At 40.8% G+C, this 26,024-nt stretch carries 11 protein-coding genes, 1 other RNA gene and 1 pseudogene; 11 read left to right on the top strand and 2 right to left on the bottom strand.

Annotated features, from left to right (window positions below; all coding sequences use genetic code 11):
• The first annotated feature begins 201 nt into the window (after positions 1 to 201).
• Positions 202 to 6,714: a SpGH101 family endo-alpha-N-acetylgalactosaminidase gene (locus QZ565_RS01800; protein ID WP_295524610.1), complete on the top strand. Its 6,513-nt coding sequence runs from the start codon at positions 202 to 204 to the stop codon at positions 6,712 to 6,714.
• Between the two features lie 142 nt (positions 6,715 to 6,856).
• Entirely contained in the window at positions 6,857 to 15,181 is an 8,325-nt protein-coding gene (locus QZ565_RS01795; RefSeq protein ID WP_295524608.1) for an SIALI-17 repeat-containing surface protein, read from the top strand.
• 167 nt (positions 15,182 to 15,348) lie between these two features.
• Here QZ565_RS01795 and pbp1a read toward each other — a convergent pair whose 3' ends face one another.
• Entirely contained in the window at positions 15,349 to 17,529 is a 2,181-nt protein-coding gene (gene pbp1a / locus QZ565_RS01790) for a penicillin-binding protein PBP1A (RefSeq protein WP_295524606.1), read from the bottom strand.
• On the bottom strand, positions 17,526 to 18,122 hold the full coding sequence (gene recU / locus QZ565_RS01785; RefSeq protein WP_295524604.1) for a Holliday junction resolvase RecU: 597 nt from the start codon (positions 18,120 to 18,122) through the stop codon (positions 17,526 to 17,528). Before recU ends, pbp1a begins: the two co-directional genes overlap by 4 nt.
• Positions 18,123 to 18,188: 66 nt before the next feature.
• On the opposite strand from recU, the gene QZ565_RS01780 reads away from it, so the two are divergent.
• From QZ565_RS01780 to QZ565_RS01740, 9 genes and pseudogenes are all read left to right on the top strand, one after another.
• Positions 18,189 to 18,716 carry a DUF1273 domain-containing protein gene (locus tag QZ565_RS01780; RefSeq protein WP_295524602.1) on the top strand — a complete coding sequence of 176 codons (528 nt, stop codon included), beginning with the start codon at positions 18,189 to 18,191 and terminating at the stop codon, positions 18,714 to 18,716.
• 72 nt (positions 18,717 to 18,788) lie between these two features.
• Positions 18,789 to 19,118 carry a cell division regulator GpsB gene (gene gpsB / locus QZ565_RS01775; RefSeq protein WP_185755641.1) on the top strand — a complete coding sequence of 110 codons (330 nt, stop codon included), beginning with the start codon at positions 18,789 to 18,791 and terminating at the stop codon, positions 19,116 to 19,118.
• A gap of 20 nt (positions 19,119 to 19,138) precedes the next feature.
• Positions 19,139 to 19,520: RNase P RNA component class B (gene rnpB, locus QZ565_RS01770), an RNA gene on the top strand.
• A gap of 84 nt (positions 19,521 to 19,604) precedes the next feature.
• Entirely contained in the window at positions 19,605 to 20,762 is a 1,158-nt protein-coding gene (locus QZ565_RS01765) for a class I SAM-dependent RNA methyltransferase (protein ID WP_295524598.1), read from the top strand.
• Between the two features lie 12 nt (positions 20,763 to 20,774).
• On the top strand, positions 20,775 to 22,157 hold the full coding sequence (locus tag QZ565_RS01760) for a cell division site-positioning protein MapZ family protein (RefSeq protein ID WP_061864743.1): 1,383 nt from the start codon (positions 20,775 to 20,777) through the stop codon (positions 22,155 to 22,157).
• Between the two features lie 75 nt (positions 22,158 to 22,232).
• On the top strand, positions 22,233 to 23,657 hold the full coding sequence (gene gndA / locus QZ565_RS01755) for an NADP-dependent phosphogluconate dehydrogenase (RefSeq protein WP_000158778.1): 1,425 nt from the start codon (positions 22,233 to 22,235) through the stop codon (positions 23,655 to 23,657).
• A gap of 11 nt (positions 23,658 to 23,668) precedes the next feature.
• Positions 23,669 to 24,358, top strand: coding sequence for a response regulator transcription factor (locus QZ565_RS01750; RefSeq protein ID WP_295524595.1), 690 nt, complete (start codon positions 23,669 to 23,671; stop codon positions 24,356 to 24,358).
• Positions 24,359 to 24,457: 99 nt separating this feature from the next.
• A complete protein-coding gene (cbpF, locus tag QZ565_RS01745; RefSeq protein ID WP_295524593.1) occupies positions 24,458 to 25,459 on the top strand; it encodes a choline-binding protein CbpF in 1,002 nt (333 codons plus the stop codon).
• A gap of 17 nt (positions 25,460 to 25,476) precedes the next feature.
• Positions 25,477 to 26,024: pseudogene (locus QZ565_RS01740) on the top strand (N-acetylmuramoyl-L-alanine amidase family protein); the annotation flags it as partial.

The following is a 26,024-nucleotide window of genomic DNA, read 5'->3' as shown; positions in this document are numbered from 1 at the left end:
ATCACATTGTGTGAGGATTGAAAGAAAAATTGCTCATTTCCTATCTTTTCTATTGCTTTATCTGAGATTATTTGTTATATTGAAAGTACAATTATTTTTTATCTATAAACGTTAAGCATTGCACTTTTCAGATAGAAAGGAGTATTTTTCGAACAAGAAATGTAAACGCTTACGAAGATTGATGAAAGGAATTAGGAGTTAATGGATAAACGATTTTTTGAAAAACGCTGTACATACAGCATTCGTAAATTTGCACTAGGTGCTGCTTCAGTTATGATTGGGGCTAGTTTTTTTGCTACTGCTCCAGTATTGGCTAACACACCAACAGTTGGCTCAACAGATAATTTGCCAAGTGAGCTGGCTGATTTGGATAAAAAAGCGAGCGATAATGGACGGGAGTTCGATAAGGAAGCTGCAGCAGCAAATCCAGGTTCTGCTGAAACAACGGATGGACCAAAAACTGAAGAAGAGTTACTAGCTCTTGAAAAGGAAAACAAAGAAACTACCGACAAGTTGCCGAAAGAATTGGAAGGTAAAGTTGAAAAAGCTACTGATAATGGTAAAGAGGTAAATAAAGATCAATTAGCACAAGATACTGGTAGTCTAGTTCCTGAAGATGTTGCCAAAACAAAAAATGGAGAATTGAACTATGGCGCTACTGTTAAGATTAAGACTCCATCAGGAGAAGGTAGTGGTATTGTCATTGGTAAGGATCTTGTTTTGACTGTTTCTCACAACTTTATCAAGGATCAGCAAGATGGAAATATCCGTAAGGTTGTGGATAATGATAAAGGGGATGGAGATATTTTTAGTATATCCTACCCTGGTTTAGATGATGTAAAATTTAGCAAGAAAGATGTGATTCACTGGGATCGAGATGGCTATCTAAAGGGATATAAGAACGATTTGGCTCTTGTGAGATTGCGTACAGTTCTTGAAAATGCTCCTGTAGAAGTCACAGAAAAGCCAGTTGTTAAGAAAGTTGGGGATAAAGTCAATATGTTTGGCTATCCTGCTGGCAAGTTAGCACCAGTTATTAACAGTGCTGTTGATTTTGCTGAATCTTATGGTGAAGGAGTCCAAGGAGTTGGTTACCAAGGAGGTCAACCAGGTGCCAGTGGTGGTGGTATCTTTGACACGGATGGTAAATTGATTGGTGTTCATCAAAATGGTGTGGTTGGAGTCCGTAGTGGAGGAATCCTTTTCTCTCCAGCTCAATTAAAGTGGATTCAAGATCATATTAAGGGAATCTCTAGTTCAAAACCAGCGAATTTAGAGGAAACTGAAAAACCAGTTGAAGAAAAGCCAAAAGAAGATAAGCCGAAAGAAGAAAAACCAGCGACAGCTAAGCCAGAGACGCCAAAGGAAGTCACTCCAGAATGGCAAACTGTAGCAAGAAAAGAACAACAAGGGACTGTTGCCATTCGTGAAGAAAATGGTGTCCGATACAATAAGCTATCTTCAACAGATCAAAATGACAATGCCAGCAAACCAGCCTTGTTTGAAAAACAAGGATTGACTGTGGATGCGAATGGGAATGCGAATGTGGATCTCACTTTCAAAGAAGAATCTGAAACAGGAAAATCACGTTTTGGTGTCTTCTTAAAATTTAAAGATACAAACAATAATGTCTTTGTCGGATATGATAAATCAGGTTGGTTCTGGGAATATAAGACACCAGGTAATAGCACATGGTATCAGGGTGGTCGTGTTGCAGCTCCAGTAAATGGCTCAGTGAATCATCTGACTATTAGCTTAAAATCAGATGGTCAGCTGAATGCAACAAATAATGATGTAAAACTTTTTGATACAGTTACTTTGCCAGCGGCTGTTAATGAAAATCTTAAAAATGAAAAGAAAATCCTACTTAAAGCTGGTACATATGGTACTGAAAAGACAGTTGTAAATATTAAGACTGACAATCAGGATGGAGTTCAAAATACTGAAGCTACTGCTGAAAAAGAAACTGGTGCGGTAGTAGATGACAGTAAAGTGACATATGATACTATCCAGTCTAAAGTACTAAAAGCGGTGATTGACCAAGCCTTTCCACGTGTCAAGGAATACACGCTGAATGGTCATACTTTACCAGGACAGGTTCAACAGTTCAATAAAGTATTTATCAATAACCATAAAATCACTCCTGAGGTTACTTATAAGAAAATTAATGAAACAACTGCAGAATATGAAATGAAACTCCGTGATGAGGCTAATCTTATCAATGCGGATATGACAGTTCGTCTGCAAGTTGTAGACAATCAATTACATTTTGATGTAACTAAGATTGTCAACCACAATCAAGTCACTCCAGGTCAAAAGATTGATGATGAGAGAAAATTAATCTCAACAATTAGTTTCCTTGGTAACGCCCTCGTATCTGTTTCAAGTGACCAAGCTGGTGCTAAGTTTGATGGGGCAACTATGTCAAACAATACGCATGTCAGCGGGGATGATCATATTGAAGTAACCAATCCAATGAAGGACTTGGCTAAGGGTTACATGTATGGATTTGTTTCTACAGATAAGCTCGCTGCAGGTGTTTGGAGTAATTCTCAAAACAGCTACGGTGGTGGCTCTAATGACTGGACTCGTTTGACAGCCTATAAAGAAACAGTCGGAAATGCTAACTATGTCGGAATTCATAGCTCTGAATGGCAATGGGAAAAAGCTTATAAGGGCATTGTCTTCCCAGAATATACCAAAGAACTTCCAAGTGCCAAGGTTGTAATCACTGAAGATGCTAATGCGGATAAGAAAGTGGACTGGCAAGATGGTGCCATTGCTTATCGTAGCATCATGAACAACCCTCAAGGTTGGGAAAAAGTCAAGGATATCACAGCTTATCGTATTGCGATGAACTTTGGTTCTCAAGCACAAAATCCATTCCTTATGACCTTGGATGGTATCAAGAAGATTAATCTCCATACAGATGGTCTTGGACAAGGTGTTCTCCTTAAAGGATATGGTAGTGAAGGTCATGACTCTGGTCACTTGAACTATGCTGATATTGGTAAACGTATTGGTGGAGTTGAAGATTTCAAGGCTTTGATTGAGAAAGCGAAGAAATATGGAGCTCATCTAGGTATTCACGTTAACGCGTCTGAAACTTATCCTGAGTCTAAATACTTTAACGAAAATATTCTTCGTAAGAATCCAGATGGAAGCTACAGCTATGGTTGGAACTGGCTAGACCAAGGTATCAACATTGATGCTGCTTATGATTTGGCGCATGGACGCTTAGCTCGCTGGGAAGAATTGAAAAATAAACTTGGTGAAGGCCTCGACTTTATCTATGTGGACGTTTGGGGCAATGGCCAATCAGGTGATAATGGAGCATGGGCTACCCACGTTCTTGCTAAAGAAATTAATAAACAAGGCTGGCGCTTTGCGATTGAGTGGGGTCATGGTGGTGAATACGATTCTACCTTCCAACACTGGGCAGCTGACTTGACTTATGGTGGCTACACTAATAAAGGTATCAACAGTGCCATCACGCGCTTTATCCGTAACCACCAAAAAGATTCTTGGGTTGGGGACTACAGAAGTTACGGTGGTGCAGCCAACTATCCACTTCTAGGTGGTTACAGCATGAAAGACTTTGAAGGTTGGCAAGGTCGTAGCGACTACAATGGCTATGTAACTAACTTGTTTGCCCATGATGTCATGACCAAGTACTTCCAACATTTCACTGTCAGCAAATGGGAAAATGGAACACCTGTTACAATGTCTGACAATGGTAGCACCTATAAATGGACTCCAGAAATGCGAGTGGAATTGGTAGATGCTGACAACAATAAAGTAGTTGTGACTCGTAAGTCAAACGATGTCAATAGTCCACAATACCGTGAACGTACAGTAACTCTCAACGGACGTGTCATCCAAGATGGTTCAGCTTACTTGACTCCTTGGAACTGGGATGCGAATGGTAAGAAACTTCCTACTGATAAGGAAAAAATATACTACTTCAATACGCAAGCTGGTGCAACAACTTGGACGCTTCCTAGCGACTGGGCGAATAGTAAGGTTTACCTTTATAAACTAACTGACCAAGGTAAGACTGAAGAACAGGAAGTAGCTGTGAAAGATGGTAAGATTACCCTTGATCTTACTGCAAATCAACCATATGTTCTCTACCGTTCAAAACAAACCAATCCTGAAATGTCATGGAGTGAAGGTATGCATATCTATGACCAAGGATTTAACAGTGGAACTTTGAAACACTGGACTATTTCTGGAGATGCTTCTAAGGCAGAAATTGTCAAATCACAAGGCGCAAATGAAATGCTTCGTATCCAAGGCAACAAGAGCACAGTCAGCCTTACTCAGAAACTGACTGGCTTGAAACCCAATACTAAGTATGCCGTTTATGTTGGTGTTGATAACCGTAGTAATGCTAAGGCAAGTATCACAGTAAATACTGGTGACAAAGAAGTGACTAGCTATACCAATAAGTCACTAGCTCTTAACTATGTTAAGGCCTATGCCCATAATACTCGTCGTGACAATGCTACAGTTGACGATACAAGTTACTTCCAAAACATGTATGCCTTCTTTACAACAGGTTCAGATGTATCAAATGTCACTCTTACTTTGAGTCGTGAAGCTGGTGATGAAGCAACTTACTTTGATGAAATTCGTACCTTCGAAAACAATTCAAGTATGTACGGAGATAATCATGATACAGGTAAAGGAACATTTAAACAAGACTTTGAAAATGTTGCTCAAGGTATTTTCCCATTTGTAATTGGTGGTATCGAAGGAGTTGAGGATAATCGCACTCACTTATCTGAAAAACATGATCCATATACCCAACGTGATTGGAATGGTAAGAAAGTCGATGATGTTATCGAAGGAAATTGGTCATTGAAGACAAATGGACTAGTTAGCCGTCGTAACTTGGTTTACCAAACAATTCCTCAAAACTTCCGTTTTGAAGCTGGTAAGACTTATCGTGTAACCTTTGAATACGAAGCAGGCTCTGACAATACCTATGCCTTTGTAGTCGGTAAGGGAGAATTCCAATCAGGACGTCGCGGTAATCAAGCAAGTAATTTGGAAATGCATGAACTACCAAATACTTGGACAGATTCTAAGAAAGCTAAGAAGGTAACCTTCCTCGTAACAGGTGCAGAAACAGGCGATACTTGGGTAGGTATCTACTCAACTGGTAACGCAAGCAATACTCGTGGAGATTCTGGTGGAAATGCGAACTTCCGTGGTTACAATGACTTCATCATGGATAAACTTCAAATTGAGGAAGTCACTCTAACTGGTAAGATGTTGACAGAAAATGCTCTGAAGAACTATTTGCCAACGGTTGCCATGACCAACTATACCAAGGAATCTATGGATGCCTTGAAGGAGGCTGTCTTTAACCTCAGCCAAGCAGATGATGACATTAGTGTAGAAGAAGCGCGTGCCGAAATTGCTAAGATTGATGCTCTGAAGAATGCTTTGGTTCAGAAGAAAACAGCCTTGGTAGCAGAAGACTTTGAAAGTCTAAATGCTCCAGCGCAAGCGGGAGAAGATTTAGCAAATGCCTTTGATGGTAACTTATCAAGTCTATGGCATACGTCTTGGAGTGGTGGAGATGTTGGCAAACCTGCAACTATGGTCTTGAAAGAAGCGACAGAAATCACAGGCTTCCGTTATGTGCCACGCGGATCAGGATCAAATGGTAATTTGCGAGATGTGAAACTGGTTGTGACAGATGAGTCTGGTAAAGAACATACTTTCACTGCAACTGATTGGCCAGATAACAATAAACCAAAAGACATTGACTTTGGTAAGACAATCAAGGCTAAGAAAATCGTTTTGACAGGTACTAAGACTTATGGAGACGGTGGTGATAGATATCAAGCCGCTGCTGAGTTGATTTTTAGTCGTCCACAGGTGGCAGAAACAGCTCTTGATTTGTCAGGTTATGAAACAGCTTTAGCGAAAGCTCAAAAATTGACCAGCAAAGAAAATCAAGAGGAAGTAGCAAGTGTAGTAGCTAGCATGAAATATGCTACGGATAACCATCTCTTGACTGAAAGAATGGTTGCCTATTTTGCAGAATATCTCAACCAACTACAAGATCAGACTGTGAAACCAGATGCTCCTACAAGTAGCAAAGGTGAGGAGGCAGCACCAATTCTCGAAGTGCCTGAGTATAAAGGTCCGATTGGAACAGCTGGTGAAGAAGCAGCACCAATTCTTGATGTACCTGAGTATAAAGGACCAGTTGGAACAGCAGGTGAAGAAGCAGCTGTCAATGAAGTTCCGGAATACAAAGGTGGCGCCAATGCAGTAGAGGCCTTAGTTCATGAATTGCCAGAATATAAAGGTGGCGCTAATGCAGTAGAAGCAGCTGTCAATGAAGTTCCAGAATACAAAGGTGGAGCCAATGCAGTAGAAGCCTTAGTTCATGAATTGCCAGAATATAAAGGCGACGCGAATGCAGTAGAAGCTTTGGTAAACGAAAAGCCAGCCTACACAGGACTATTGGCTACAGCAGGAGATCAAGCAGCACCAACTATTGAAAAACCTGAGTATCAGATTAGTCAATTGGGCCAAGGTAAACTTTCAGAATCTAAAACTTCAGTTTCAACAGAAGATAAGAAGATATTGCCAGAAACGGGAGAAAGTCAATCGGATACAGCTATCTTCCTAGCTAGCGTCGGTCTTGCCTTATCTGCTGCTGTCCTTGCAACAAAACGTAAAGAAAATTAAAGAAGACTGAATTTTAGAGCTTACAGGAACTAGGATTCAGACAGAAATAACTTAGTTGGAGAGAACCTCTAGGTTCTCTCCATTTTCAAATGGGAAATGAGACCGCTTACTTTAATAAGCGGGAGAAAGGAATAGGAGAAAGATGGATAGACATTTTTTTGAAAGACGCTGTCACTATAGTATTCGAAAATTTGCAATTGGTGCAGCCTCTGTAATGATCGGTGCTAGTATCTTTGGTGCAAATGTAGTGCAAGCAGCAGAGACAGTTGGAACACCTGAGAAAGAAGGAACAATCACACAAGCTCAGCCTTTAGACAAGTTACCAGATGATTTAGCTGCTGTTTTAAATAAAGCTGAATCAGCAGCAACGGCAGATGCAGGTCATGAAGCAAATCATGGAAATACGGAAGTAACAAGTCCTGCAGGAACTGAAGAAACAACTCCAACAGTTCCAAAGCCTGCTGAAACTTTGAAACCATCTGAAACACCAAAAGCAGATTCTAAACCTGTAGAACCAGCTACACCTACAATCAAACCGGTTGAAAATCAAATTGAAGATAGAGAAGATCGTAACCACTTAGAAGGTGTCACTGTCCAAGCAAACGACTCAGAAACTGGAACTCCTTTTACTGCTGACAAGGCAGTAGATGGGGATCCTGATACTCGTTGGGCAACAAATCCAAATATTAACAAACCAACTTTCGAATTAACTCTTCCAAAAACTACACTTATTAGGCATGTAGAGATTGATTGGGATCGCCGTGTCCGCAAGGGACAAAATGATCCAAATATCAAATCTTGGAGCCTCTACTATGCAGGTCAAGATGATGTAAATGCTAGTGGAGAAAAACAATGGAAACTAGCTCATACCAAGACTGGAGAACCTGTTTTAGATGAGAAAGTTGACCTAGCAAATAGTATTCAAGCTAAATATCTCAAGTTAGAAATCAATGACTATCAAGCGGGCACAATGGGCTGGAGAAACGTTGGTATTCAAGAAATTCGAGCTTATTCGAATATTCCTGATACAAGTAAGGTAACGGATATCCGTCAGGTTACAGAATTGACTGTAGCTAAAGACGGCCAGTCTCTTGTATTGCCAACTCTACCAGGAAAAGTCAGTCTTATCGGTAGCAACAAACAAGGTGTGATTGACCTTCAAAATCATATTTATAAACCTTTGACTGATCAACGAGTGAAAGTTATGGTGGAGCAAGTCCAAGATTCACATACCTTTACTAAAGAATTTGAAGTAGTCATCAAGGGGCTACATCAGAATGAAGGTGTGGGTGTCAAACCAAAAGTAGCACCAGCTGTTCAACAATGGTATGGAAAAGAAGGTCAATCTTCTATCACTTCAGATACAGTTCTTGCGACGGGGGATTCAGGCTTTGAACAAGCAGCAACCTTCTACCAGTCAGACCTTGCAAGCCGTGGATTGGAACTTGCGACAGGTGACAAGCAGGCTCAAAAACGAATTGAATTTAAAAAAGTTGAAAATAAGGGATATGGTAAGGAAGGCTATGGCATCACTATCCAAGATGGTGTCATTACCATCGAAGCTGCAACGAACACAGGAGCCTTTTACGCAACTCGTACTCTTCTTCAAATGGGGGAAAGCAATCTCCAAAATGGAGAAATTCGTGATTTTCCAAGCTTCAGTCACCGTGGCTTTATGCTAGATACAGGTCGTAAATTTATACCTTATGACACTCTTGTAGACATCATGCTCAACATGGCTTACTACAAGATGAATGACTTGCAGTTGCACCTCAACGATAACTATATCTTCCTAAAGGAACACTTGGCAGGTAAGAACTTAACACAAGAAGAAGAGCTTAAGTATGTTCTAGAACATGCTAAGACAGGTTTCCGTGTAGAGACAGATATTGTCGGTAAGAATGGTCAAAAATTAACATCAGATGAGCACTATACTAAAGAAGAGATGCAAAATCTGATTAAACTTGCTAAGGCCTTGCATATTAATCTAGTACCTGAAATTGACACACCAGGTCATGCTCTATCATTTGTCAAAGTTCGCCCTGACCTCATGTATCAAGGTAGCCTGAGCGATTACAGAGGTAAACATAATGTAGAGCGAGTAGCCATGCTTGACCTCGATAATAAATACGATGAAACGCTGGCTTTTGTTAAATCAGTTTATGACAAACTTCTTGATGGTCCAGATGCACCACTTCATGGGGTATCTACTGTTCATATCGGAACGGATGAATACTATGGAAGTAGAGAAAGCTATCGTCGTTATGTCAATGACCTTATCAAATACATTAAAGGGAAAGGTTTAACACCACGTATTTGGGGATCACTCAGTGCGAAACGAGGTAAAACAGCGGTTGATTGGAAAGATGTAGAAGTTGATATCTGGAGTATTGGCTGGCAGCAACCAAAAGAAGCTATTGCTCAGGGAGCTAAGATTATCAACATAACAGATATTCCAACTTATAGTGTACCAAATGGTGATAATCGTCAAACAGCTTATGGTGACTATGCCAACTATGAAATACAATATAATAGGTGGACACCAAATGATTTCCGAACAGGTCATGGTCCACTTCTAGAAGCATCAAATCCAAATGTAATTGGTGGTGGCCACGCAGTTTGGAATGACAATATTGATCTTCATGAGACAGGTTTGACATCTTATGATATCTTCAAACGCTTCTTCAAGAGCATGCAAACAACTGCAGAACGCACTTGGGGATCTGACCGTGCGGCAGCGACCTTTGCAGAACGTATCCTACCAGCGAGCCCTTATGCGCCACAGTCAAATCCTGACAGAACGATTGATCAAAGTGATTTGTTTACTATCAATCCTGAAACAGTGGAAAACTATGCAAGTAAGAAAGTAAAAGCATCTGATCAAGGCTTAGCATTTGACAAAGACAGTAGTATCGAAGGATTAGCTGGTGATGTTGGTCCAAGTCATGTCTTGAAGTTTGATGTAACTGTCACTGGAGACGGTGAACAAACCTTCTCAACAAGTGGAGACAACCGTATCTATCTAGCTGATAAAGACGGCTATCTTGCTTATCAATTTGAACAGTTCCATATCCAATTCAAGAAAAAACTTGAAAAGAATAAACGTTATCAAATCTCTATCGTGACCAAACCACAATCAACGGAATTTTATGTGGATGGTGAGAAGATCGAACGTATCGCGAATCCAGCTCACCCTCGCTTTGCTCACAATAGCTTGGTTCTACCGCTTGAAAGCATCGGTGGGTTCAAAGGGATTTTACATAGTGCAGAGTTGTCAGATAAACCATTTGTAAATCCTCGTTTGATTCCAACAGATCATTTCACAGTTTCTGCAACTAGTCAAGAAACACCAGGAACAGCGACTGAAGGAGTTGTTGAAAAAGCCTTTGACAATGATCCAAATACCTTTTGGCATACTAAATGGACTGGTGATACTGCTCCGTACACTCTTTCTATGACCTTGAAAGAAGCAGAAAAAGTCAATGGTTTGACTTATCTTCCTCGGCCAGGTGGTGGAAATGGGGTCGTGACTCGCTACGAAATCTACGCACAAAAAGATGGCCAAATGGTCAAGGTTTCAGAAGGAAGCTGGGACAACAACGCTCAAGAAAAAACAGTTAACTTTGCAGCGGTTCATACCAACAAGATTGAGTTGAAAGTTCTATCAGGTGTTGGGGGCTTTGCAAGTGCAGCTGAAGTTCATCTATTGAAACCTATCAAAGAGGGACAAGAAACACCAGAACCAGAACAACCATCTACACCTGAAACTCCAAAAGTCGAGCAAACAGGTGATGGAACAGTTGAACTGGCGGATCAATTCACAGCAAGCAAACCAGCTAGCGAAGATAGTATTGCAGCTGCCAGCAAGAGCGCAGATTATCTCAAGAAAGAGTACAAGGTTTTCCCAACTCCACAAAAAGTGACTTATGGAGAAGGAGTCACAGCTCTTCGTAAGCAAGTCAATCTGGTAATGGGAGATCAACTCGATGTCTATACTCGTAATCGCTTGAAGAGTGTCTTACAGGACAATCAAGTATCCTACACTACTAGTCAATCAGCAGTTGCTGGCGCAACTAATATCTATCTTGGAGTACATGGACGAGGAACACAAGCAGAACAAAACTTATCTAACGTTTCAGCAGGTCTCTTTGATAAGATTGATGCCTATGCTTTGACCATCAAGGACAATTCAATTTCCATCGTCGGAAAAGACACAGATGCAGTCTTCTATGGTTTGACAACCTTGAAACATATGCTCAAGGAAAGTCAAGTTCCAGTTCTTCGCAATGTGACAGTGGAAGATTACGCTGCAATCAAGAACCGTGGTTTCATCGAAGGTTACTATGGAAATCCATGGTCTAATGCAGATCGTGCTGAACTCATGCGCTTTGGTGGCGATTTGAAATTGACCCAATACTTCTTCGCACCAAAAGATGATCCATACCACAACAAGAAATGGCGTGAACTTTACCCAGAAGAAAAACTAGCTGAAATTCGTGAACTTGCTCGCGTCGGAAATCAAAGTAAAACTCGCTATGTTTGGACCATCCATCCATTCATGAACAACCGTATCCGATTTGGTAATGAAGCGCATTACCAAGAAGACTTGGCAACCATCAAGGCTAAATTTACCCAGTTGATGAAAGTGGGTGTCCGTGAATTTGGTATTCTAGCCGATGATGCACCAAGCCCAGTTGGAGGCTACAATAGCTACAACCGCTTGATGCAGGATATGACCAACTGGTTGACAGAAATGCAAGGAACTTATAGCGGTCTTCGCAAAGAAATGATCTTTGTTCCAGGTCAGTATTGGGGTAATGGGCGTGAAGCAGAGTTGAAATCTCTAAATGAAAATCTCCCAAGTTCAACCTCTATGACTTTGACGGGTGGTAAGATTTGGGGTGAAGTTTCTGAAGGCTTCTTATCAACTCTCAAGAACAATCTAACTGCAGGTGGTAAAACTTATCGTCCAGTATCACTTTGGGTGAACTGGCCAGTTACAGATAACTCTAAACAACACTTGATTCTAGGTGGTGGTGAGAAATTCCTTCATCCGAATGTAGATCCAAGCTTGCTATCCGGTATCATGTTGAACCCAATGCAACAGTCTGAACCATCTAAGATTGCCCTCTTCGCTGGAGCTCAGTATACATGGAAACAGTGGAAATCAGAAGAAGAAGCTAAGAAACTCAATGACATTGCCTTCAACTTTGTTGAAAATGGTCATTTTGAAGATAGCAAGGTGTCAGCAGCCTTCCGCGAACTCGGTAAGCATATGATCAACCAAAACATGGATGGTCGTGTCGTTAAACTAGAAGAATCAGTTGAATTGGCTCCAAAATTAACAGACTTCATGACTAAGCTCAAAGCGGGTCAGGATGTAACTGCAGAACGTGCAACTTTGCGTGCAGAATTTGCCAAGATTAAAGAAGCGGCTGAACTTTATAAAGCATCAGGTGATAAAAAAATGGTTGCACAGATCCACTATTGGTTGGATAATGCAATCGACCAAATGAATGCCCTTGATGCCTTCCTAACAGGAACAGAGGCTATGGCTACAAATGATGCAGCCAAACTTTGGGATAGCTACTATAAAGGTTTGAAATTGTACGAACAGTCTCAAACTCATACCTTCCATTATGTAGACCATCTTGAAAAGGCTGAATTGGGTGTTCAACATATCCGTCCATTTATCCTAGCTTTGAAAGAAGTTCTAGCGTCTGAAGTTCAAAAAGTCTTGCATCCAGATCAAATCATCAGCACCTTTATTACCAATCGAACAGGTGTAGAAGGTGGTTTGGCAGAAGTAACGGATGGTGACTTGGCAACTCATGCTTTGATTAAATCACCAAATAGTATCAAGATAGGTGATTATATCGGTATGAAATTTAACAAACCGGTAGATATCCAAACATTGACCTTTGCTATGGGAACTCAGGCAAATCCACGTGATACCTTTAGTAAGGCTGAAGTGCAGTATCAAGATGAAAAAGATAATTGGGTAAGTTTGAAAGAACCAACTTATGTTGGTAATGAGTCACTTGTTCAGTTTGAAAATCTTAACATCAAAGCTAAAGCAGTACGTATGATTGCTACAGAAGATCGTGATGACACCTGGTTTGCAGTTCGCGAGATTGCAGTAAATCGTCCAGTAGAGAACGCTCGTAAACAACAAACTGCTACAATTAGCCTCAGCTCAAATCTAGTTTATAAATTGAGAACATCAGCAAGTCAAATTACTGATGGTAAAGATAATACAGAAGCTATGATGGCAAATGCTGATGGCAGCAATACGACTCCAGTAGATGCCTGGGCACAACTTGACCTAGGTGAAGTCAAGTCAGTCACTAAAGTTCGTCTTCGTCAAGGAACTGGCGATAAACTTGCCGCAGGTGTACTTGAGTACTCTACAGATGGATCTGCATGGCAAGAGTTAGATCGCCTATCAGGAGAACAAACTAAGGAAGTGACTAGAGCTATCAATGCTCGTTACATCCGAGTACGCAATACCAAGGCAAGTGACCTTTGGTGGCGTATCCAAGACTTCTCTGTTGAGACACGTTCTGGAAATAGCGACTTAACAGATACCAACGTGGATGCCTTGAAGGAAACACCAGTAGTGGATAGCTTGGGCAGTTATGAACTTCAAATTCCAGCTGGCACTACACTTCCTGCAAATAGCTATCTAGGCATGAAACTTGACCGTATCCATCAAGTTAAAAGCATCCAGCTCCAAGGTCAAACAAATCCAGCACTCAGTCTAGAGTATTCTGCAAATGCTCAAGAATGGACACCAGCTAGCCAGTTGACAGACAGAACTGTCGCAACCCACTTGGTACGTTATGTTCGTCTTGTTAATAAAACAAATCAAGAACAAGACTTGCTATCAACTTCTCTCCTTGTAACGACTAAAGAAGTGCAACCAACCAAACTAGAATCTACAACTATGGGTATTCATCCAACATACGGAAGTAATGATGTTCGTAAGATTAATAACCTCGATCAATTGTTTGATGGTGTGTACAACAACTTCGTTGAGTTTTCAGACTATGCCCATAAAGATGGCCATGTAACCTTGAAACTTGGTAGCGAACGCACTATCAAGAAGATCAGAGCTTACATCCAAGACGGAACTCAAAACTATCTTCGTGATGGTAAAATCCAAGTCAGCAAAGACGGTAAAACTTGGACAGATGTTGTGACAGTGGGAGATGGTGTAGCCAATAGTACACACGATGATTCATTGACAGATGGTTGGACACATGATTCTAAGATGCCAGGAAATCGTTACATCGAGGGTGAATTGACGACACCAGTCAAAGCCAACTATATTCGTGTCCTCTATACAGCTGACTATGATGCTCGTTTTGTAGGATTTACAGAATTGGTGATCAATGATGGCGAATTTGTCAAACCAATTAATGATCCAACTGTAGAAGGAAACGGTGGCGAAAGCCGAGGGAACTTCTATACTAATCTCGTAGACGGAAAAGTGTTGACTAGCTACAAAGCAGAACAAGATAAGGGAGAAATGGTTTATCACTTGTCTGAACCAACTAATGCTAACCATCTTCGTCTCATTTCAAGCCTTCCTGAAGGCGCGAAAGCACGAGTTCAAGCGAGAACACTTAAGGATGGTCAAGAGAGTTGGACAGATCTTGGTGCCATTACATCTAGTCTCCAAACCTTTGCTATCCGAAATGGTGGTTCTCTTCTAGATGTTAAACTGGTATGGGAAGGTGGCAAGGCTGAGTTTTATGAATTGGCGAGCTTCTATCAAGAATTGACAGAAGAACCTGTTCAATCAAGCAAGGGTGAAGAACCAGCACCAGTGCTTGAGGTACCTGAATTTACAGGTGGTGTGAATGCAGTTGAAGCCTTGGTACATGAACTACCAGCCTACACAGGTCCATTATCAACCGTAGGTGACCAAGTTGCACCGACAGTAGAGAAACCAGAGTTTCAGGGTGGTGTCAACTCAGTTATGGCTTTGAAACATGAACTACCAGAGTACACAGGCCCAGTAGCAACAGTAGGTGACCAAGCCACTCCAACAGTAGAGAAACCAGAGTTCAAGGGTGGAGTCAACTCAGTTATGGCCTTGAAACACGAACTACCAGAGTACACAGGGCCATTGTCAAGCGTGGGCGATCAAACTGCACCGACGGTAGAGAAACCAGAGTTCAAGGGTGGAGTTAACTCCGTTATGGCCTTGAAACATGAGCTACCAGCCTACACAGGTCCATTATCAACCGTAGGTGACCAACCAGCTCCGACAGTAGAAAAACCAGAATTTAAGCTAAGTTCGTTAGAAAAATCTCAGACTCCAGAAGCACCAGTTCAAGTTGCTAAGGAAGACAAGAGATTGCCAGAGACTGGTGAAAAACAGTCAGAAACAGCTATTTTCTTGGCAAGCGTTGGACTAGCCTTATCTGCTATCTTTGTAGCAAAAAGTAAAAAAGATTAGTTGTGTATGACAATTAAACTCTCTCTTAACAGTATTCTAAACCAGTAGAGTGTATAGAACAAAAAAACCTGAGAAGTACAATTGACCTTCTCAGGTTTTTATTATCTAATTATTGATTGAGCAAAGAACAGATTGAAAAACCACCCAATTTTTGGGTGGTTAGTAATTTATTGTTGCGCTGGTTGAGGATTTTGGTTAGGCTGCCCTTGATTGGTACTTGGTTGTTGTGTCGCCGTATTCTCATTGGTTCCAGCATTGGGAGTAACTGTATTTGAATTTGGATTTGTGTTTGGTGTCGTTACACTTGACTGAGAGGTTGAAGTCTCTGGAGTCTGGTTCGCAGGAGCAGGTGTAGAACTTTGTTGAGTAGCAGGAGCAGTCCATGTAGGACGAGCTCCATTCTTAAAGACATATTCTCCACTCCTATATAAGCCCTCAGGCATAGTCCAATCTCCTGGGTGGTCATCTTCTGATAGGTAAGTCATCATTGAACGATAGACTGAAGAAGCAACTGTGAACCCACTGCCGATGACTGGAGTAAGACGATTTGAGTATCCTGTCCATACAGCCATAGAATACTTACGAGTATAACCAACAAACATTTCATCTGGAGCTACATAGCCAGTGTTTTTGATGTGTTTTTCAATCTCCTCATCCGTGTAGTTAGATGTACCCGTCTTACCTGCTTGTGGGAGCCAAGATATATAAGCGCCTCGACCTGTACCAGAATATAATACTGTTTTCATCATTTCAGTCATCATGTAGGCGGTTGTTTCTTTCATGGCGCGTGTACCCTGATCAGAAAACTCTTTTGAACTACCATCACTAAAGATAACTTTATTGATATACATTGGTTTGTGGTAGATACCACCATTGGCAAAAGCAGCATAGGCAGCGGCCATTTTTTCACTGCTAGCACCATATTTTTTATTTGATTCAGTTGTATTACTTGAAATAGCGTTAGCATAGACCATAGTTGGGTAATCAATTCCTAGCCCATTTAAGAAAGTTTTAGCCTGGTCTAATCCGACCCTTTCAAGCGTTTCAACTGCTGTAACGTTACGGGATTGTTGGATGGCATATTGAAGGGTAATGTTTCCGAAATATGATTTATCCCAGTTGTAAAGAGGAATATTTGTACCTGGATAGTTGTAAGGAGCATCTTTAAGCATGTATGCTGTTGAGTCATAGATGCCATACTCAAGTGCGGGAGCATAGTCTGTGATTGGTTTCATTGATGATCCCCAGTCACGATTGGTCTCCACAGCCTGGTTGGTGCCGAATGAAACATTACTTGCTTGGTGACGAGCTCCAAGTTGGGCGATGACTTTACCATTGGAAGTATCTACGATAGTTGAGGCTACTTGAAGGTCATCATCTGGATAAGAGACATATTCATCTGTATTGTAGATATCCCAAAGTCGTTGTTGAACATCTTTGTCGACATTAGTATAGACTTCCATGCCTGTAGTAAGAAGGTTGTAACCAGTTTCTTGTTCAACTTGGTCGATTACTTCTTTGAGGTAGTTGTCCATATAAGCTGGATAACTATTGGCTGACTTCAAACTTTGGAGACCGTCAGTGACGGGAGTATTAATAGCTTTTTCATAATCTTCTGCACTAATGTATTTTTGCCCTTTCATTTCTGAAAGTACCAAGTTACGACGCTCTAGAGCAGCCTCTGGATGGGAATAAGGATCATATTGGTTTGGCGCTTGAGGCATTCCAGCCAAGAGTGCTAACTGTGGCAAGCTTAAGTCCTTCAAGTCTTTTCCATAGTAATTTTGGGCTGCGGTTTGCATTCCATAGTTACCGTTGGACATGTAGACTTTATTGATGTAATAGGTTAGGATTTCTTGCTTGGTTGCTTTTTGCTCTAGTTGAACGGCTAGCCAAGCTTCTTGAGCTTTACGTGACAAGGTTTGATCAGCAGTTGAAGTAGAAAAATAAGTCAATTTAATTAATTGTTGTGTCAAGGTTGAGGCACCTTGTAGACCTCCTCCTTGTAGATTTCTTAATGCTGCTCCCATGATACGAATAGTATCAACACCTCTATGGTCAAAGAAACGGTGGTCTTCGATAGACACAATTGCCTTGACTAAGTCAGTAGGAATTTCATTTGCTTGAGCATTTACGCGACGTTCAGATCCAAGGTCAGCAATCAGTTCGTTTTTGTTGTCATAAATCTTGCTAGAGGTTGTCGCAACTAATTTATTTTCAGATAAGGCTGGAGCCTTGCTAACAAAGTAGAGGAAGACACCTCCACCTAATAGAAATAATGCGATAAATAAGGTAAGAAATGTAATTCCAATATACTTTAAGAATCGCAGAATGGTTTGTTTATTCATCTTGTTTTACCACCTAGTAAATGTTCTTTGATAATATCGAGATAGGGAATTTGAGGGAAAGCTCCTTGCTTTACTAAATATCCGTATTCTTGAATATATCCAAGTGGCATTGATTTTTGGCCCTTATCTTGATGATAAAAGCGAATCAAATCAAGTGCCGGCAACAAATAAGTTTCTTGTCGAGAAGAAAAATGAAGCAGTACGAAGCAAATTCCCTGCTGTTCTAGAACTTGTTCCATATGTTGAATCTGGTGAAGATGGAAGTTCTTCATTGGGATAGCATTTTTTTGCCGCGTTTCCTTGGCTTCAAAGTCAATGTAATGTCCTCTATATACGCCAGAGTAATCTGTTGTGGAAGCTTGTCTAAAATAGGCTTCTACAATTTTGGCTCGACTACGTTGAGGATAGTCTACTCGAACAATCTGAACAGGCGTTGGCTTTTTATGGATAACTGCCATACCATGCGTCAGATAGTAGTCGTTTGTAGCGTTGATCATCTTTTCAAAAGTCATTCCTCGATTTGCGAAATTTTTTGGTTGAGAAATGGATGTTTGGTTTTTTTGGGATGAAATTTTATGAGGATAGTTGACCATATTTCTCCTTATTGGTACAATAACATCACTCTATTATACCATAAAAATAGAAAGAAAGGTGTAAAAATGACTACAGCTTTAATTATGGGATATTCTAATTTTGACTTGGGTTTATTTAATGAAAAAGATATCAGGTTAAAAATTATAAAGAAAGCCATTCGCCGTGATCTAGAAAATTTAGCAGAAGAAGGGATTAAATGGCTGGTCTTTACAGGAAACTTGGGATTTGAATCTTGGGTGCTTGATGTCGCAAATGAAATGAAAGAAGAATATGATTTCAACCTAGCGACCATTTTTGATTTTGAAACACACGGGGAAAATTGGAATGAAGCGAATCAGCTTAAACTTAGCCAATTTAAGCAGGTCGATTTTGTCAAATATGCCTATCCTAAATATGAACATATGGGGCAACTACGAGACTACCAACGATTTTTGCTGAAAAATACTGACTTAGCTTATTTTTTCTATGACCCAGAAAATGAGACCAAATTAAAATTTATAGACAATTTGATGAAAAATCAGGAAGGTTATCGTATAAAAAGGCTAACCTTTGAAGACCTAAATGAGCTAGCAGAAAATTTTTCTGAAAAGTAAGCCTTTGACCTTGATTTTTGTTTGCCTTTTTTTATATAATAATACTATTAGAAACCGAGAATGGAGAGAGAGATGGCAAGTATTATTTTTTCAGCAAAAGATATTTTTGAGCAAGAGTTTGGACGTGAAGTCCGTGGATATAGTAAGGTTGAAGTTGATGAATTTTTGGACGATGTCATCAAGGACTACGAAACTTATGCTGCCTTAGTCAAGTCTCTCCGTCAAGAAATTGCAGAGTTGAAGGAAGAATTGTCTCGCAAACCTGAATCTTCACCGGTTCAAGCAGAACCACTTGAAATGACAGCTACAACTTCTATGACGAATTTTGATATTTTGAAACGTTTGAATCGTCTTGAGAAAGAAGTATTTGGTAAACAAATTTTGGATAACTCTGATTTATAAGAGCTTATTTGAAAAGTGCAATTTTTGGATAATCGCGTGAGGAGAATTTCTTTTCATGAGGAAAGTCCATGCTAGCACAGGCTGTGATGCCTGTAGTGTTTGTGCTAGGCGAAACAATAAGCCTAGGGACGAGAAATCGTTACGGCAGTTGAAATGGCTAAGTCCTCGGATAGGTCAGAGTAGGCTTGAAAGTGCCACAGTGACGGAGTCTTTCTGGAAACAGAGAGAGTGGAACGCGGTAAACCCCTCAAGCTAGCAACCCAAATTTTGGTCGGGGCATGGAGTACGCGGAAACGAACGTAGTACTCTGACTGCTTTCAGCTGTAGGCTGTTAGTGGTAGACAGATGATTATCGAAGGGAGTGGTCCTAGTCACTTCTGGAACAAAACATGGCTTATAGAAAATTGCATATAGGTTGGGGCTGAGAAATCTTTCTCAACCTCATTTTTTAAAGTGTACAAAAGAAAGGTCTTACAAGACTGTAAAATGAAAAAAGAATTTAATTTAATTGCAACTATGGCGGCGGGTCTTGAAGCTGTTGTGGGACGAGAAGTGCGAGAGTTGGGCTACGATTGTCAGGTTGAAAATGGGCGTGTTCGTTTTCAAGGAGACGTGAGAGCCATTATCGAAACCAACCTCTGGCTTCGGGCAGCAGACCGTATCAAGATCATCGTAGGAACTTTTCCAGCTAAGACTTTTGAGGAGCTCTTTCAGGGAGTTTTCGCTCTAGATTGGGAAAATTATTTACCACTTGGAGCTCGATTCCCGATTTCAAAAGCCAAATGTGTGAAATCTAAACTACACAATGAACCCAGTGTTCAGGCTATTTCAAAGAAGGCCGTTGTCAAGAAATTGCAAAAATACTATGCCCGTCCAGAAGGTGTTCCTCTGATGGAAACTGGTCCTGAGTTTAAGATTGAGGTTTCTATTCTGAAAGACATAGCAACTGTCATGATTGATACGACAGGGGCTAGCCTCTTTAAACGTGGCTATCGTACCGAAAAAGGTGGCGCTCCTATCAAGGAAAATATGGCGGCAGCCATTTTGCAGCTCTCTAACTGGTATCCAGACAAGCCCTTGATTGATCCAACCTGTGGTTCAGGAACTTTCTGTATCGAGGCAGTTATGATTGCCAGAAAGATGGCTCCAGGGCTTCGTCGCTCCTTTGCCTTTGAGGAGTGGAACTGGATTAGTGATCGCTTGATTCAAGAAGTTCGCACAGAAGCAGCCAAAAAAGTAGATCGTGAGCTTGAGCTAGATATCATGAGCTGCGATATCGATGCACGTATGGTGGAAATTGCTAAGGCCAATGCTCAAGCAGCAGGTGTTGCAGGAGATATCACCTTTAAGCAGATGCGCGTGCAGGATTTGCGTTCCGATAAAATCAATGGAGTGATTATCTCTAACCCACCTTATGGGGAACGCTTGTCAGATGATGCAGGAGTTACCAAACTCTATGCTGAGATGGGGCAAGTATTTGCACCGCTGAAAACGTGGAGCAAATTTATCCTAACTAGTGATGAAGCCTTTGAGACCAAGTACGGCAGTCAGGCGGACAAGAAGCGCAAGTTGTACAATGGAACTTTAAAAGTTGATTTGTATCAATATTTTGGTCAGCGTGTTAAACGTCAGGAAGTAAAGTAGGAAGGAAAACTCATGAGTAAGAAAAGACATGATCGTCATATAACAGAACATCAAGAAGCGCAATTTGATTTTGATGATGCCAAAGAGCTAACGGTTGGAGAAGCCATGCTAAAAAATGAAGAGGTGGAAGCAGGTGTATTGCCTGGAGATTCTATCTTGGACAAGTATGTGAAACAACACAAAGATGAAATTGAGGCGGATAAGTTTGAAACGCGTCAGTTTAGCAAGGATGATTTAGTTGAAAAAGAAGAGGTAGAAGAGATAGAGGAGACTCAGACTCTAGATAATTTACTTCAAGAGCTTCGTGAGGGAACAGGAGTAACTTCTCCAGCTCCAGAAGATGAATTGAGTCAGTTTGATGATTTAGAATTAACACGAGTTTCAGAAGCACCTCTTGTAGAAGAATTTGAGACTGAAGATATTCCAACACTTTATCGAGTGACAGATAGTGAAGATGGAAATAGTAAGAAGAAATGGGTGCTTTATGGTATTCTAGCAGCCTTAGTGGTTCTTATCCTTGGAACTGGTTATTATGTTTATCGTCAAGTGGCTCGTTCGACCAAGGAAATCCAAACTTCTCAATCAACTACAAACACGCAATCAGATGTGGAAGAATTCAATAATTTATATGATGCCTTCTATACAGATAGCAACAAAACGGCTTTGAAGAATAGCCAGTTTGATAAACTGAGTCAACTTAAAACCTTGCTTGATAAGCTAGAAGGTAGTCGTGAATATACGCTTGCAAAATCTAAGTATGATAGTCTAGCAACTCAAATCAAGGCCATTCAAGATGTCAATGCTCAATTTGATAAGCCAGCTATTGTAGATGGAGTTTTGGACACTAACGCTAAAGCTAATTCAGATGCTAAATTTACAGATATTAAAACTGGAAATACGGAGATTGATAAAGTGCTAGATAAGGCTATCAGTCTAGGTAAGAGTCAACAAACAGCTCCTTCAAGTTCAAGCTCAAGTCAAGAAAGTTCAAGTGCATCAACAGAGAGGGCTACAGACAACACAAGTCCATCTTCAAGCGTCTCATCAAACAATTCAGTTTCTGCACGTGATGATAGCCATGGCGGTTTATCAAGTTCTGGAGTTGACCTCCAGAGAGCTTCGAGTCGTGTGCCGTTCAATCAATCAGCTGTTGATGATAGCAATAATTCTGCCTGGGATTTCGCGGATGGTGTCTTGGAAAAAATCCTAGCGACTTCACGCTCACGTGGTTATATCACTGGTAACCAATATATCCTTGAACGTGTTAATATCGTTAATGGCAATGGTTATTACAACCTCTACAAGCCAGATGGAACCTATCTCTTTACCCTTAACTGTAAGACAGGATACTTTGTTGGAAATGGTTCTGGACATGCGGATGCTTTGGACTACTAAGTAGTCGTTACAAAATTCTTTCTTTTCAAAAGTAAAAATGATAAAATAAAACAAATTAAACAAGAGGAGTGTCAAATGACAAAAGCTAACTTTGGTGTCGTAGGTATGGCCGTAATGGGTCGTAACCTTGCCCTTAATATTGAATCTCGTGGTTACACAGTTGCTATTTACAACCGTAGTAAAGAAAAAACTGAAGATGTAATTGCTTGCCATCCTGAAAAGAACTTTGTACCAAGCTATGACGTTGAAAGTTTTGTAAACTCAATCGAAAAACCTCGTCGTATCATGCTCATGGTTCAAGCTGGACCTGGTACAGATGCTACTATCCAAGCCCTTCTTCCACACCTTGACAAGGGTGATATCTTGATCGACGGAGGAAACACTTTCTACAAAGATACAATCCGTCGTAATGAAGAATTGGCAAACTCAGGTATCAACTTTATCGGTACTGGGGTTTCTGGTGGTGAAAAAGGTGCCCTTGAAGGTCCTTCTATCATGCCTGGTGGACAAAAAGAAGCCTACGAATTGGTTGCTGATGTTCTTGAAGAAATCTCAGCTAAAGCACCAGAAGATGGCAAACCATGTGTGACTTACATCGGTCCTGATGGAGCTGGTCACTATGTGAAAATGGTTCACAACGGTATCGAGTATGGTGATATGCAATTGATCGCAGAAAGCTATGACTTGATGCAACACTTGCTAGGCCTTTCTGCAGAAGATATGGCTGAAATCTTTACTGAGTGGAACAAGGGTGAATTGGACAGCTACTTGATTGAAATCACAGCTGATATCTTGAGCCGTAAAGACGATGAAGGCCAAGATGGACCAATCGTAGACTACATCCTTGATGCTGCAGGTAACAAGGGAACTGGTAAATGGACTAGTCAATCATCACTTGACCTTGGTGTCCCATTGTCACTCATCACTGAGTCAGTATTTGCACGTTACATTTCAACTTACAAAGAAGAACGTGTGCATGCTAGCAAGGTCCTTCCAAAACCAGCTGCCTTCAAATTCGAAGGAGATAAGGCTGAGTTGATTGAAAAAATCCGTCAAGCCCTTTACTTCTCAAAAATCATTTCATACGCACAAGGTTTTGCGCAATTGCGTGTAGCTTCTAAAGAAAACAACTGGAACTTGCCATTTGCAGACATCGCATCTATCTGGCGTGATGGCTGTATCATCCGTTCTCGTTTCTTGCAAAAGATTACAGATGCTTACAACCGTGATGCAGATCTTGCTAACCTTCTTTTGGATGAGTACTTCTTGGATGTTACTGCTAAGTACCAACAAGCAGTGCGTGATATCGTAGCTCTTGCTGTTCAAGCTGGTGTACCAGTGCCAACATTCTCAGCAGCTATTACTTACTTTGATAGCTACCGTTCAGCTGACCTTCCAGCTAACTTGATCCAAGCGCAACGTGACTACTTTGGTGCCCACACTTACCAACGTAAAGACAAAGAAGGAACATTCCACTACTCTTGGTATGACGAAAAATAAGTAGGTCTGCCATGGGGAAACGGATTTTATTACTTGAGAAAGAAAGAAATCTAGCTCATTTTTTAAGTTTGGAACTCCAAAAAGAGCAATACCGAGTCGATCAGGTTGAGGAGGGGCAAAAAGCCCTCTCCATGGCTCTTCAGACAGACTATGACTTGATTTTATTGAATGCTCGTCTGGGGGATATGACAGCCCAGGATTTTGCAGACAAGCTGAGTCGGACTAAGCCAGCCTCAGTCATCATGGTTTTGGACCATCGTGAAGAATTGCAAGACCAGCTTGAGACAATCCAACGCTTTGCCGTTTCTTGCATCTATAAGCCAGTAATCATTGATAATCTGGTAGCTCGTATTTCAGCGATTTTCCGTGGTCGGGACTTTATCGACCAACACTGTAGTCATATGAAGGTTCCAACGTCTTACCGAAATCTGCGTATGGATGTGGAGCATCATACCGTTTATCGTGGCGAGGAAATGATTGCTCTGACTCGTCGTGAGTATGACCTTTTGGTTACTCTTATGGGAAGCAAGAAAGTTCTGACTCGTGAGCAGTTGTTGGGAAGTGTCTGGAAGTATGAAAGTGCGACTGAAACCAATATCGTGGATGTCTATATCCGTTATCTACGTAGCAAGCTTGATGTAAAAGGTCAAAAAAGCTACATTAAAACCGTGCGTGGTGTCGGTTACACCATGCAAGAATAGAAAGCAGTTGCAGTTTTGTAACTGCTTTTTTTGAGGGATGTTCTATATATTGATATGTAGTTTGGTCTTTGCTATAATCAGTTATGGAGGATACGTCTAATGAAAATAATAAAAAAATTGATGCAAATCGCATTATCAGCCTTTTTCTTCGGTTTGCTAGCAACAAGTGCAGTATTGGCGGATGATGCTAGTTCAGAAGGTTGGAAATTCGTCCAAGAAAATGGTAGAACCTACTACAAGAAGGGGGAACTCAAAGAAACCTACTGGCGAGTGATTGATGGTAAGTACTATTATTTTGATCCTTTATCTGGAGAGATGGTTGTCGGCTGGCAATATATACCTGCTCCACACGAAGGGGTTACGATTGGTTCTTCTCTAAGGCAAGATATTGCTTTTAGACCAGATTGGTTTTACTTTGGTCAAGATGGGGTACTACAAGAATTTGTTGGTAAGCAAGTTTTAGAAGCAAAAACTGCTACAAATACCAACAAACATCATGGGGAACAATATGATAGTCCAGCAGAGAAACGAGTCTATTATTTTGAAGATCAGCGTAGCTATCACACTTTAAAAACTGGTTGGGTTCATGATGAGGGACACTGGTATTATTTACAGAAGGATGGTGGCTTCGATGCTCGTATCAATAGATTGACTGTTGGGGAACTAGTGCGTGGCTGGACCAATGATAACTCAACTTGGTACTATCTCGATCCAACAACTGCTGCAATGCAAATAGGTTGGCAATATCTTGGTAACAAGTGGTACTACCTCCGTTCATCAGGAGCTATGGCAACTGGCTGGTATCAGGAAGGCTCAACTTGGTACTATTTAGATGCTGAAAATGGCGATATGAAAACAGGCTGGCAATACCTTGGTAACAAGTGGTACTATCTCCGTTCATCAGGAGCTATGGCAACTGGTTGGGTGAAAGACGGCTCAACTTGGTACTACCTCAATGCAAGTAATGGCGATATGAAGACAGGTTGGTTCCAAGTCAATGGAAACTGGTATTATCTCAATTCAAATGGAGCAATGGTTACAGGTAGCCAAACTATCGATGGTAAAGTTTATAACTTTGCTTCATCTGGTGAGTGGATTTAATCTTGGAGGAGATACAAATGAAGCTTTTGAAAAAAATGATGCAAGTCGCACTAGCAACATTTTTCTTTGGTTTGCTAGCTACAAATGCTGTATTTGCGGATACCACAGGTGGCCAATTTGTTGATAAGGATAATAGAAAATATTATGTAAAAGATGATCATAAAGCAATCTATTGGCATAAAATAGACGGTAAAACTTACTATTTTGGTGATAGAGGAGAGATGGTTGTCGGTTGGCAATACGTAGAAATTCATGGAACAGGTTATCGTGATAATTTATTTAATAATCGTCCAGTCTTAGAAATTGGCCTTCAACAGAAGTGGTACTATTTTGGACAAGATGGTGCTTTGCTAGAACAAACAGATAAACAAGTACTAGAGGCAAAAACGTCTGAAAATACAGGAAAAGTATACGGTGAACAATATACTCCATCTGCTGAAAAGAGAACTTATTATTTTGATAATAATTATGCTGTAAAGACAGGCTGGACTTATGAAGACGGCAATTGGTATTATTTAAGCAATAACGGTTCAATGCTTACCGGTTGGCAGAAGATAAAACACGC

The sequence above is a fragment of the uncultured Streptococcus sp. genome (assembly GCF_915066115.1).
In the GTDB taxonomy this organism is placed as follows: domain Bacteria; phylum Bacillota; class Bacilli; order Lactobacillales; family Streptococcaceae; genus Streptococcus.
Note: the sequence above shows the minus strand (reverse complement) of the source record. Positions and strands in the feature narration are given on the sequence as shown.